The organism is Maribacter flavus, assembly GCF_008386635.1.
In the GTDB taxonomy this organism is placed as follows: domain Bacteria; phylum Bacteroidota; class Bacteroidia; order Flavobacteriales; family Flavobacteriaceae; genus Maribacter; species Maribacter flavus.
In genome coordinates this window covers 1,017,841-1,030,856 of record NZ_VUOE01000002.1, presented here as the reverse complement: position 1 = coordinate 1,030,856, position 13,016 = coordinate 1,017,841, and the positions used below count along the sequence as shown (strand labels likewise).

10 protein-coding genes are annotated in these 13,016 nt (G+C 42.9%); 3 read left to right on the top strand and 7 right to left on the bottom strand.

The genetic code is table 11. The features are described 5' to 3' along the window. The first annotated feature begins 64 nt into the window (after positions 1–64). Both F0361_RS14885 and F0361_RS14880 read left to right on the top strand, forming a co-directional pair. Positions 65–685 carry an L-threonylcarbamoyladenylate synthase gene (locus F0361_RS14885; RefSeq protein ID WP_138258454.1) on the top strand — a complete coding sequence of 207 codons (621 nt, stop codon included), beginning with the start codon at positions 65–67 and terminating at the stop codon, positions 683–685. Between the two features lie 219 nt (positions 686–904). Then, positions 905–1,096: a hypothetical protein gene (locus F0361_RS14880; protein WP_138258455.1), complete on the top strand. Its 192-nt coding sequence runs from the start codon at positions 905–907 to the stop codon at positions 1,094–1,096. A 52-nt stretch (positions 1,097–1,148) separates the two neighbouring features. Here the strand turns inward: F0361_RS14880 and F0361_RS14875 are convergent, their stop codons facing one another. The 3 genes from F0361_RS14875 to F0361_RS14865 form a co-directional block, all read right to left on the bottom strand. Continuing rightward, on the bottom strand, positions 1,149–2,006 hold the full coding sequence (locus F0361_RS14875; protein ID WP_125223395.1) for an OmpA family protein: 858 nt from the start codon (positions 2,004–2,006) through the stop codon (positions 1,149–1,151). A gap of 93 nt (positions 2,007–2,099) precedes the next feature. After that, the gene (locus tag F0361_RS14870) at positions 2,100–3,104 is read right to left on the bottom strand and encodes a glycosyltransferase family 2 protein (RefSeq protein ID WP_154919729.1); all 1,005 of its coding nucleotides are present in this window, start codon (positions 3,102–3,104) and stop codon (positions 2,100–2,102) included. Positions 3,105–3,116: 12 nt separating this feature from the next. After that, the gene (locus F0361_RS14865) at positions 3,117–3,563 is read right to left on the bottom strand and encodes a type I restriction enzyme HsdR N-terminal domain-containing protein (protein ID WP_154919727.1); all 447 of its coding nucleotides are present in this window, start codon (positions 3,561–3,563) and stop codon (positions 3,117–3,119) included. Between the two features lie 26 nt (positions 3,564–3,589). Between F0361_RS14865 and holA the strand changes: the two genes are divergently transcribed. Further along, positions 3,590–4,591, top strand: a complete 1,002-nt coding sequence (holA, locus tag F0361_RS14860) for a DNA polymerase III subunit delta (RefSeq protein ID WP_154919725.1) — start codon at positions 3,590–3,592, stop codon at positions 4,589–4,591. 175 nt (positions 4,592–4,766) lie between these two features. Here holA and F0361_RS14855 read toward each other — a convergent pair whose 3' ends face one another. The 4 genes from F0361_RS14855 to F0361_RS14840 form a co-directional block, all read right to left on the bottom strand. Beyond that, positions 4,767–5,129 carry a DoxX family protein gene (locus tag F0361_RS14855; protein WP_138258459.1) on the bottom strand — a complete coding sequence of 121 codons (363 nt, stop codon included), beginning with the start codon at positions 5,127–5,129 and terminating at the stop codon, positions 4,767–4,769. A 47-nt stretch (positions 5,130–5,176) separates the two neighbouring features. Further along, complete coding sequence (locus F0361_RS14850; RefSeq protein WP_154919723.1) at positions 5,177–7,441, bottom strand: aminotransferase class III-fold pyridoxal phosphate-dependent enzyme; 2,265 nt, start codon at positions 7,439–7,441, stop codon at positions 5,177–5,179. A gap of 148 nt (positions 7,442–7,589) precedes the next feature. Then, on the bottom strand, positions 7,590–10,004 hold the full coding sequence (locus tag F0361_RS14845; protein ID WP_154919721.1) for an alpha-ketoacid dehydrogenase subunit alpha/beta: 2,415 nt from the start codon (positions 10,002–10,004) through the stop codon (positions 7,590–7,592). 156 nt (positions 10,005–10,160) lie between these two features. Further along, complete coding sequence (locus F0361_RS14840; RefSeq protein ID WP_246160907.1) at positions 10,161–13,010, bottom strand: gluzincin family metallopeptidase; 2,850 nt, start codon at positions 13,008–13,010, stop codon at positions 10,161–10,163. Between the last annotated feature and the right edge of the window lie 6 nt (positions 13,011–13,016).

Here is a 13,016-nt window from a genome sequence, read left to right as displayed (position 1 = left end):
ACGAACTTTTAATTTCGAGGCAAGCCTCGGGGTATTAAACCCTTTGGCGGTGCCAATAAAGCGTATGGCCGAACTTATCAGAATATATGAGGAAAACCCCAATCCCAAGGAGATTGCCAAGGTGGTGCAGGTCTTGAGAAAGGGAGGGCTTGTGATTTACCCAACGGATACGGTCTACGGGCTGGGATGTGATATTACCAATTCAAGGGCCTTGGAGAAAATAGCCCGCATTAAGGGAATAAAATTGGCAAAGGCCAACTGGTCCTTTATTTGTGCCGATTTAAGCAATCTTTCCGATTATGCCCGGCAAATAGATACGGCCACTTTTAAGATTTTAAAACGGGCCTTACCCGGACCCTACACCTTTATTTTGCCGGGGAACAACAACTTGCCCAAAGACTTTAAAAAGAAGAAGACCGTGGGAATACGTGTGCCGGACAATAACATTGCCAGGGCCTTGGTACAAGGTTTGGGAAATCCCATTGTTTCAACATCCATTCGGGATGATGATGATGTTTTGGAATACACTACGGATCCAGAACTGATCTATGAAAAGTGGGATAATTTGGTGGATGTTGTGATCGATGGGGGGTATGGGGGCAATGTAGCTTCAACCATTATCGATTTGTCCACAGGTTTTCCAGAGGTCATCAGGGAAGGAAAGGGGGATATTGATATTATTTAGGGTGTAATTTGTACAAATTTAATCGGGAATTGGTAATCTCAATACGTTGTCAGTTCGAGTGATTTTGAGGTACGAAAAATCGTATCGAGAACAAGCCAAATAAAGATTCTACTTCTCCATTCCAAATTATCTTATTTTGATCTACAAACTTTTTGAAGACATTCGTTGTTCTAAAATGAAAGATGGGTTTTTATTCAAAAGCTATATAAAATTAGACAAATGAGAAAAACAATACTGATTATTGGAATGGCCATTGCTATACTCACCGTAGTCTATAGTTTCTTTGGGATGGGGGATACGGGTCAGTTTTTTGGTTTTGAAGTACATATTTGGGTCTATCGCCTGATTTGGACCGGGTTGTTCGTTTTGGTTTTATTCGATTATCTGAAATCACCGAAAAAATCGGAATAAAAAAAGCGGCTCAATTTAGAGCCGCTTTTCTACTATATTTTTTTCAAGGAAATTATCTTCCACCGTTAATGGCAGGGTCTTTCATTCCCTCTTCGATCATGCTATAGAACTGATCGATTTTTGGAAGCACCACGATTCTTGTTCTTCTGTTTTTGGATTTTTCGGTTTGCGATACCGGAACATATTCAGCTCTACCAGCAGCGGTCATACGTTTAGGATCTACACCAAAATCATTTTGAAGTATTCTAACAACTGCAGTCGCTCTTTTAACACTTAAATCCCAGTTATCCAATAGGACTCCACTTCTGTAAGGCACATCGTCTGTATGACCTTCTACCATGAACTCGAAATCTGGCTTATTGTTTACAACCTTCGCTACCTTTCCAAGAACTTCCTTAGCTCTGTTGGTTACGTTGTAGCTTCCGCTGCTGAACAACAATTTGTCGGAGATAGAAACGAATACTACACCTTTTTCAACGCTGATTTCAATATCCTCATCATCCAAGTTGCCCAAAACTCCTTTTAAGCTCTGTACCAAAGAAAGGTTCACGGAGTCTCTTCGTGTAATGGCATCGTTTAATTTGCGGATGGTCAAATCCTTTTCTTTCAAACTTTCCAAGGATTTCTCTAGGTTCTCAGCTCCTTTTGTAGTTAAGGTAGTAAGATTGCCCATGTTGTTGATTAATTCTTGATTGTTGGCTTTTAAGAAGGCGTTTTGGTCTTCTAAGGTCTGTAGCCTTGAAGAAGCAGTTGCCTTTTCTTCCAAACAATCATTCAACTTAACGGTTGCCGAATTTAATAAATCTTGGGTCTCTTTTTGTTTTGCCTCAAGATCGGCATATTTCTTCTGTGAAACACAGGAAGATAATAATAGCGTTACTCCAAGACAGCCTAAAACGATTTTTTTCATAATTGCTTTACTATATTAATGTTTGTTATTTACTTGTTTACTAAAACGGAATCAAAATTATAGTTTTTGACAATCGTTTATAGTGGTTCTTCGTTAATGTTTTACTAAAATGTTAAAATTCTTTACTCCATTTACGAAGTAAGACCATACAATGGATTTTACAATATAATATTTTAATATGAATTTAGCTTTCTCACGTTTTTTGTACATCCCCCTAAATTTACTATAAAAGCTCACGTGTGCCCGTAATATCGCAAAGCAATGCCGGACCCTTAACTGAAAAATAAATCGGAGGGCGGCGATACCGTCCAACAATAACCTAATTAAAATGATCAAAAAAGCCTTTCTTCTTGGCAGGTTCTTTGTTATGGAAAAGAGGGAATTCCTAAAATTAAGATAAGTTTTTCTTGGGTTCATATTGCTCAAGGTAGATCCTCCTAAATGGTACACCTTGGTTGTGCCCAAATAATATACCTTATGGCCTAGATTTTTGGCCCTCCAACAAAAATCCACTTCTTCCTGATGGGCAAAATATTCGGCATCGAAGCCTTCCAATTCCCAGAATACTGCGGAGCGTACGAACATACAGGCACCCGTGGCCCAGAAAATTTCGCGCGTATCGTCGTACTGGCCCTGGTCTTTTTCAAGGCTTTGGAATATCCTTCCCCTACAAAACGGATAGCCCAACTGGTCGATAAATCCTCCTGCGGCCCCTGCGTATTCAAAATGGTCTTTTTTCAGGAGGTCCAGTATTTTTGGTTGTACAATGGCCACATCCAAACGCTGTGCGAAAAAATCGATAACCGGGGCAAGCCAGTTTTTTGAGACTTCAACATCAGAATTAAGCAAACAATAAATGTCGGCCTTCACATGTCTCAGGGCATCGTTGTATCCCTTTGCGAATCCGCCATTGGAACTATTTTTAATTATTTTGACATCCGGATGGTGTCGCTTTAAGAATTCGATGGAACCATCCGTAGAAGCATTATCGGCCACATAGATATCGGCAAGGCCCTCGGAATATTTCACTACCGATGGCAAATAGCGTTCCAGGAGAACCTCTCCGTTCCAATTGAGTATGACGATGGCAAGCTTCAAAACGAGTGCAAATTAACGGCTAAATTCAGGAATCTCCTTTAAAAAAATATATTTTTCCTCTTTGAAATTCATCTGGCACATGTAATGTTCCAATCCGTTGGTAACCATCAAATAGCTGGCTTTCAGTTTAAAATTGTATTGGGCAATTTGGTCGAAGGTGGTTTGTGAAATGTTGATGTGTGGTGCCTTGCATTCCACCAGGAGATGTATGGAACCGTTTGGATTAAAAACGACGATATCATACCTTTTCCGCAACCCGTTGTATAGGATCTGTTTTTCAACATTGATATGGCTCAGCGGATACTTTTTTTCGATGCTAAGGAACATCAGGGCATGCTGCCGCACCCATTCCTCTGGGGTAAGTACTACGAACTTTTTGCGAACGATGTCAAAAATAAGGGCCGAATTTTGACTATTTTTGAATCGAAAGTCATACTTGGGAAAGTTAAGGGGCTGCATGGTACAAATTTGATGATTTTTTCCGAATGGATGAAGCACTACAAATCGTAAATGAAATAAGGGAAGGGAAGATAAAACCGATTTATTTTCTCCATGGGGAGGAAGCCTATTTCATTGATAAAATTTCATCCTATATTGCCGATTCCGTACTTACCGAAGAGGAAAAGGGCTTCAACCAAATGATTTTGTACGGTAAGGATGTTACCATTGACGATATAATTGGAAATGCCAAGAGATTCCCTATGATGGCCGATAGACAAGTGGTCATCGTAAAGGAGGCGCAACACCTGTCCAGGACCATTGAGAGCTTGAGCTCCTATGCGGAACATCCGCAAATGAGTACGGTCCTTGTCTTCTGTTATAAGTACAAGAAGTTGGACAAGCGAAAAACGCTTTACAAGCACATTAAAAAAAACGGGGTCGTTTTTGAGAGTAACAAGCTGTACGAGAACCAGGTTTCGGAATGGTTGCGAAGGACCTTGGTTTCCAGTGGCTACGCCATTTCCCACAAAGCGGCCATTATGTTGGTGGAGTACCTGGGTACGGATTTGGGAAGGATCAACAATGAACTGGAGAAGCTAAAATTGGCCATTCCCCAAAAAAAGGAAATTACCCCAGAGGATATAGAACAGCATATTGGCATCAGCAAGGATTACAACAATTTTGAGCTGAAGAAGGCCATTGGCGAACGGAATATTTTAAAGGCTACCAAAATAGTCAACTACTTTGCCCAAAACCCGAAGGACAATCCCTTTGTGCTCACCATTACCTTACTGCACAGTTTCTTTACGCAATTGTTGCAGTACCACGGACTCAAAGACCACTCACCTAAAAATGTGGCCAGTGTGCTTAAAATCAACCCTTACTTTGTAGGTGAATATCAAACGGCCGCCCGAAACTTTCCCATGAAACGGGTGAGTCAGATCATTGCCAATCTTAGGGAACTCGACCTTAAGGGGAAGGGGGTGAATGCCTCCAGTATGGACCAGTCGGATTTATTAAAGGAACTCTTGTATAGGATTCTTTAATTTTATGGAAAATACCTTTTGAGAAGACTTCTGTGCAATTTGCAGAACGCTATACCCCTAACTCTTAAATGCGGATGGGCAATGCGCAAGGCGTTTGGCCAAATCCTATTCGATAAGGCTTTAGTTACATATAGCCGTTTTCAAACCCATCTGTTTTTGCCCGATCGTAGTTTCCTTATTTTTTGTCGATACTGAATTTTCCGGGACCCAATAAGGCGATGGTAATAAAGGCGACAAGGAACAACAGGGCTTTTTCCTTAGTGCCGAAGGGGTCGGCAGCATGGGCTATAAATCCTGCAACGGCCATGGTAATGGCAGCGGGAATCGCCGCAAAGCGGGTCTTAAAACCGATAATAATCAAAATAGGGCATATGAACTCCCCGATGACCGCTAGAAAAAGGGATGGCGCGGCCCCGATTCCAATGGGATCTCCGAACTCAAAGTCACCGGCAATCAGTTTTTGAAATTTGGGAAGGCCATGGGTAAGCATCATGGCAGAAACAGCAATTCTAAAAAAGGCAAGACCTATATCTTTCATGGGGGAATAATTTTCTTAGTTAATTGGTTTGTATAAAAGTATATAATTTATTTCTTCTGCAAAAGCTTTTCAATTTGGCTTAGGAGCGTATCGCAATTTTCCTTGTTGAAGTAAAGCGGGGGTTTTATTTTTAGGACATTGTCCGCCGGTCCGTCCGTTCCAATTAGAATGTTTTCCATGCGCAAGCCATTTTTTAAGTATTGTGCAAACAGCGTATCAGGTTGAAATTTTTCGTCCATAATTTCCACACCAAGAAAAAGTCCCTCTCCGCGCACATCGGCTATTTCTGGGTATTGTTTCCCCAATTCCTTCAAACGGCCTTTTAGATACGATCCTGTATTTTGGGCTTCGGTATCCAAATGTTCTTCATGGATAACACCTAAAACCGCTTCGCCAATTGCACAGGAAACGGGGTTGCCACCAAAGGAACTAAAAAATTCCAGCCCGTTTTCAAAACTTTGGGCAATTTCAGACGTGGTAATTACGGCACCTATAGGATGCCCGTTGCCCATAGGTTTCCCAATGATGACAATATCCGGAACCACATCGTACATTTCATATCCCCAGAAATACTTTCCCAACCTGCCAAAGCCCACTTGTACCTCATCGCTGATGCATACCCCTCCCTGGGCACGGATTTTCGGATAGATGTTTTTTAAGTAATCTTTTGGCAAAGGTACTTGACCACCACACCCAATAATGGGTTCCGCAATGAAGGCACTGATTTCCGATTCGTGATTTTGAATTTCTTTATGTGTTTTCTCAACATAAAATTTAGTGGCTTCCGCTTCGCTGCCGAATCCAGCACCGAAAATCTTGGGTATGGATGCCTCAAGGATATAGTCCCTTTTTCCAGGTCCACCCTTGTGCCCGTACTTGTAATGACTTATATCGATGCCCAAACGGGTATTGCCATGGTATCCATGTTCCATGACCATGACCTTCCTTTTTTTGGTGTGGGTCTGTGCCAAGCGGATGGCCAGGTCGCTAGCGGCACTGCCAGAATTCACAAAAAACACCTTGTTCAGGGAGTCGGGAAATTTGGACAACAGTTTCACACTATAGGACTGTAGCTCGTCATACACATAGCGGGTGTTGGTATTGAGTCGGGCAAAAGTCCGTTGTGCTGCCTGAACCACCTTGGGATGGCAATGCCCCACCAACATGATGTTGTTATAGGCATCCAAAATGGTATTGCCCTTTGCATCGTACATATATTGGAAGGCAGAGCGGACCATGTGAATAGGTTCTGTATAGCTCAACGATAGGGAGTTGCTTATAAACTGTTTCCGGAGTTTCAGTTGTTTTTCCAGGGCATTCGTTTGCAAAGGCGGATAACCTGCGGCCTTTCTAAAGGTGTTTTGTGCCGCTATTGGGTTGATGGTGAGCCAAACATGTACTAAGTTCCAGGCCGATTCCTCGCTGATGGTGATGTATTCGGAATCCGGATTTTGTTTTTTGGCGTATGCCGAATTACAGACACTCGTACACAAACGTGCCGCAATCAAATAATAGAGCACGTCCAGTTCCAGGACCTCCAAGGGTCTTATGGCGTGGTATCCCTTGATAAGCTCCACGGCATATTCCAAGGGGGGTTCCTGATCCATCATGTAATACGTAATGGCCACGGCAAGATTATTTATGGTCCAGGTGTGGCACATATCCCCAAAATCGATAATGCCCGATATGGAATTGTTACGTGTAAGCACGTTCCATTCGTTCGCGTCATTATGAACGATGCCCATTCGCAGTTCCTCCTGATACGGAAGCACCATTTCCTTGAACTGCAAAAAGAAATACGTAACCAAACTCCGATGCTTGGGGTTTGGAATGTATTTTATGAGGGGTTCGTTTTTATAAAAAAGGCGTAGGTCCCAAGGTGTTTGTTTTGCCATGGTGGGAGCATCGTACATTTCAATGGTCCTGTCATCCATTTCGGCCAAAAATGCACCCAGTTCACGAGCCATGGATTTGTTTCGGGGAATGTTGCCGAGAAACGCTCCGGTTACAAAAGATAGTAGTCGGTATAACGTGTCATTTTCCTCAATCCAGTTTGCGCCGCTATTGGATTTTATCGGGACTGGAAAATTATAGCCTTTTAAATTTTGAAGATTCCTAAGGATGTGGGATTCCCCATCGATGCTCGCTTTGTTAGCGACCGATGCATCATAAATTTTAAGCACGTAGCTTTGGTCCGTACATTCAATTTTATAATTCTTGCTTTCATACCCCTCCATCCCCGATATTATGGGATTTGAAATGTCAAAATGTTTTTGAAGTATCTGTACTATCGGCTTTTGATGCTCTTCCATCGTGAGAATTTTGGAATGTCCTTCGTTGTATATAGGTAGGAAAGATACTAAAGAATACCCCGATTTTCAGATGTTTCCAATATCAATTGAACATCTGTTTGACCATGGAATACCAACCAAAACATCAAAGGGTTTTAGAATGCTGCGATTAGCGGAGCGGGGGATAATCCTGAGGGTTGGCTTCGTTCATGATGGCATACACTTTTTCAAAAACATCCTCAACGTTCGGCTTGCTAAAATAATCGCCATCGCTTCCGTATGCAGGTCTGTGGGCCTGGGCAGAAAGGGTCTGTGGGGCACTGTCCAGGTATTTGTAAGCTCCCTGTTTCTCGAGGATTTCGGTCAATAGGTAAGCCGAGCAGCCACCGGGAACATCCTCATCGATCACCAAGAGTCGGTTCGTTTTCTGGACACTTTTTACCGTATCCCCATGGATATCAAAGGGCAACAAGGTTTGTGCATCGATTACTTCGGCATCGATACCCACTTCCAACAGTTCCTTGGCGGCCTGTTCCACAATGCGCAAGGTGGAACCGTAGGAGACCAAGGTGATGTCCGTACCTTCCTTTACTTTTTCCACGACGCCAATGGGCGTACAAAATTCCCCCAGATTCGTAGGTTTTCGTTCCTTTAAACGATACCCGTTTAGGCTTTCTATGACCAAAGCGGGTTCATCACTTTTCATAAGTGTATTGTAAAACCCGGCCGCTTGGGTCATATTTCTGGGAGCCAAAATATAAATACCACGTAGCACATGGATCAAACCACCCATTTCAGACCCCGAATGCCATATACCTTCCAAACGATGCCCGCGGGTTCTAATGATAAGCGGTGCTTTTTGTTTCCCGTAGGTTCTATAAAGAAGACTTGCCAGGTCATCCGTTAAGGTAGCAAGCGCATAGAAGATATAGTCCAAATATTGAATTTCCGCGATGGGGCGCAGGCCTCGCAACGCCATGCCAATTCCCTGACCGATGATGGTAGTTTCCCTGATTCCGGTATCCGCAATCCGAACTTCCCCATATTTGGCCTGTAAGCCTTCCAGTCCTTGGTTCACGTCGCCAATGGCCCCGGTATCCTCACCAAAGACCAAAGCATTTGGATATTTTTCAAAGAGTTTGTCAAAATTATCCCGCAGCAGGACACGGCCGTCCACTTTTTCCTCTTTGGAGGAATTGTAGGTGGGAGGGATGCCCTTTATTTTAGTGGCCCTATTTTCATTTTCACTGTAGAGATGTGAACTGAATTTGGGTTGGGATTCCGCAATGAAATTATTCAGCCAATGGGCCAATTTTTGTCTTTCCTTTGTATTTTCACCGAGTAGATATCTCAGGGATTTTCGGGCGGCCACGGCCAGATCTTTTTTGACCGGCTCGTCCACCGCAATCAGATCATTCTTGATTTTTGTCAAAAAATGCTTGTTGGAGCTTGTGCTGGCGGCGTCGTTGATCAGTTGCACCAAGGTTTTTTTCAAGGCCAAATGTTCTTGCAAATACTCGGTCCACGCCTCCTTTTTCGCCTCCCTGACCCTTCTTTTTATCTGTTTTTCCAAATTGGAAAGTTCCTCTTCCTCGGCGATTCCCGATTCCAATATCCATTCCCTGAACCGTTTGTTACAATCGTTCTCCCGTTCCCAGGCCAGACGCTCGTCGTCCTTGTACCTTTCGTGGGACCCCGATGTAGAATGCCCTTGGGGCTGGGTAAGTTCAGTCACATGGATGATTACCGGTACATGTTCCTGCCGGGCAATATCGGCGGCATTTTCATAGGTATGCATCAAGGCCGTGTAGTCCCAACCTTTGACTTTTAAAATCTCAACGCCCTTGTGAACGTCGTCCCTTTGAAAACCGGCTAGCACCTTTGAAATGTCCTCTTTGGTGGTGTGGTATTTTTGTGGAACCGAAATCCCATATTCATCGTCCCAAATACTCAAGACCATGGGCACCTGCAAAACCCCTGCGGCGTTGATGGTCTCCCAAAACATGCCTTCACTGGTACTCGCATTGCCTATGGTTCCCCAGGCAACCTCGTTGCCATTGTCCGAGAATTTTGCACTGTCTAGGCCTTCCAGTTGCCTGTATACTTTGGACGCCTGTGCCAAGCCCAGCAGACGGGGCATTTGGCCGGCGGTGCAGGAAATATCGGAACTGCTGTTTTTCTGTTTTGTGAGGTCTTTCCAGCTACCGTCCTCGTTTAGGCTGTAGGTCACGAAGTGACCACCCATTTGTCGGCCGGCGCTCATGGGCTCTTTTTCAATATCGGTAGTGGCGTAGAGTCCGTGGAAAAAATCCTTGGGTTTTAAGTGGCCTATGGCCATCATAAAGGTCTGGTCCCTGTAATATCCGCTTCTAAAATCACCGTTCTGAAAGGATTTGGCCATGGCCAATTGGGGAAGTTCCTTTCCATCCCCAAAGATTCCGAATTTCGCCTTGCCGGTAAGTACCTCTTTTCTTCCCAGCAGGCTGCAGGTCCTACTCAAAAAAGCAATCTTATAGTCATTAATAATCTGTTCCTTGAAATCTTCAAATGATATATCACTGCTCGTCTTGGAAGAAACCTTCATGTATTTTTTCGAATTTTCACAAAAATACCGAATTGAAATCGTTTTAGCAATCCGGTTTAAACTTTATCCGTTGCGAAAATGTTATTTCAAATTAAATATTTTGTGAAATTCTCATTGGAACTGGGTATAGAGACGGAATCATTGAGGATTTTTGGATCAAAACCATTGGCGGGTAAACAGTCCTGTCAATGTTTTTGGGCTTACGGTAATGATGAAACGTATCTTTTCACCGTAATTGGGTTGTGAAATTTCCCACCCATTGTTGGAATAGAAAGGAAAATAAAGTTCAAAATAGTCGGTTACCAAATTGAGTCGCACACCGGAATCATATACGAATTTCTCCTTGAACCCATTGTTTTTTACCAATCCCACGTCGCCATACAGTTCTATCCATCGCCAAAGGTTAAAACTGGTATTGACGGTTGCCATCCAATTATCTGAAAATCGGTAGCGCTCGTCCAGGAAAGATTTGAAACCACCTTCCGCAATGATGATTTGTTGGCTGTAGATGCCCGTATCTTCGGAACGGCCCAAATAACTGTAATCGAACAAATAGTCCGTGGGGCGATCTAGGGCGAAGCTGAAAAAGTTGGAATCGGTATTATTGCTCAAAAACTTCCCTGCAAAAAACCGAACATTGAATTGTCTGTTATTCTCGAACAGTTTTCGGTATTCATATTCAAAGGAAAGCTTGCTGAATTTGCCGGCCAACTGAAAATCCAAGAACCACGATTTATAATCCAGAATATCGTTGTCCCTATTTAGGTATCGCATGTTGAAAACGCTGTAATCCGGATTTTCAGGGTCGCTCGCCAAATCGCTTAGGCTTTCGTCAAAATCCCGGAAGATGTTTACAAAGCGGAACGACAATACCTGACGCTTGTTCGAAATTAGGTCATCCGGTCGCCAACCAAAACTCAATGCGGGCGTAATGGAGGTGTATCTGGAATTGACGTTGAAATGCGAAGTGGATCCTCCCAAGGAATAGTTGGCAACATAGAGTCCGCTTTTGCTCAAGTATTTTCTATAGCTGAATTTTCCGTATCCCACGAAGGCATTCTCCCGAAAGGAATAGGAGGGGGCAAAGTCATATATAAAAGGACGCTCCAAGAGAGTTTTATTGTATAGCCGCATACCCGGCACCCACCCGTCATAGATGTTGAAATTTAGGACAGGGACATAAAAAACTTGATTGTAATAAGGGTTTTCAGAATCCTTGAAAAATGTAAACTTTAGTTTTTTGTTACTGGATAAAAATCCCTTAAGGGATTTCCAGTTATCTCGTTGGTTGAATTCCGGTATTGTTTGATCGTAATTGAGAACCAAACGATCTTCCTGATTGTTGGGAACGGTAAAGGTTTCCAGGGTCTTTATATCCTTGAACCAATATTTGGAGACCAAGGTGTCGTTTTTAAGTCCGAACATGCTTATGGGCACATTCGTTCCTTCTTTGTTCTTTATGGTAACGCTTAAGGAATCCTCCGTTTTGTCGACCTTTTTTATCTTAAAATCTATCTTACGGTCCGTGGAGACATACTCGCTAAAGAACCAATTGATATCCTTCTCCGTGGAACGTTTAAGGATGGATTCAAAATCCAGCACCTTTACCTTATTGAGTTGGTAATATTTGAAAAATGTTTTGATGCTCTCGTCAACTTTTTCCTTTCCAATATAATCCGCCAGATAGGCCAATCCCAGACCCGCCTTATACTTGTTTGCTATTTTTTGGTTGAATTTAATCAGGGAATCGTTGGGCGTGGTCAGCGCTTGGTCCAAATTTTTCCGCGCCGTTAGATTGTATAGGAAGGGATATTGTTCGTTAAAATCCATTTTCGCCAAATTGAAACTTCGAATGCCCCAGATTCGAGATAGGTTGCCCAGTAATTTTTGATCGGGATAAAACTCGTCAACATACGCGATCATGAGGTAGTTGGCAATGGCGCTGTTGAGCCATTGTTCCTTTCTTGGGTCCAAGAACAAGGTTTCCCTCAAGATACTGTTCAGGGCCGTTTTTAGGAACTTCATTTCAAATTGGAACTGCTGCTCGTACGGTCTGATAAAGGATGGTAATTGGTTGATTCCGTACAACGGATCTTTGTTATAATCCGTTTCGCTAACCAAGAGTTTATCATGGGGGTATTTGCCCAAATTCCGTTCAATGAAATCCGTAATCCTATTGATGGAAATGCCCTGTTCAATAGGGTCATATCTGGGTGCCGAAATGCTGGTGACCACCTTCATTTCAGGGGTAATATGGGTCGAAAAAAGATTTTGTACGTTCAGGAAGATCTCGGCACTTTTTTGATTGTCGGCAACAAGCTCCACGCGCCGACTATTGGTCATTTCCGTACGTTTGTTTTCCTTGAAGTTGGAATTTAGGAAAAGAGCCTTGGGATACGTGAAATCAATGGTCGTTTTGGTGCTATTCGTATAAAGGTCTTCCAGATTTTTGTTCGAATACAAATGCCATTTCCCATCATAAACGGCCGGGGTAAGGTACCAATCCTTTAGGTAATAATTGCCCCTATTATCGTACCCGTAGTCAGTGTATTTATTCGGCGGAAGTTTCACCTTGTAGGTGATTATCAGTTGTACGGATTCCTTTGGTAACAAAGGTTTGTTAAGCCTGAATTTTATGATGTCATCCTCCTGGGTCCGTTCCCATTCCAGCCCTTCATATTCACCGTCCACCGCACTGATGATTGTAGTATAGCCCCGTTCACTTTTTTTTGCGAGGTGCAGGCTTCTTTTGAATTCTTGCGCAAAACGCTTTGCAAGTCCGGTATTTTTATTGGAGTAGGCATGCGCCCAGTCATTGAAATAAATGATTCCCAGGTTATAGTTGGAATCATTGTAATAGGTGAACTCCTGTTTTATGTCCAGTTCCTTGGTGAAATCATTTAACTTTACCGTGAGGTTCGTTTCGTATTGGGCAAAGGCACCTCCGTTTACTATAGAATATAGTAAAATGCTCAGTGCTATTTTTATCTGGAGGAATCCTTTCAAGGGCAA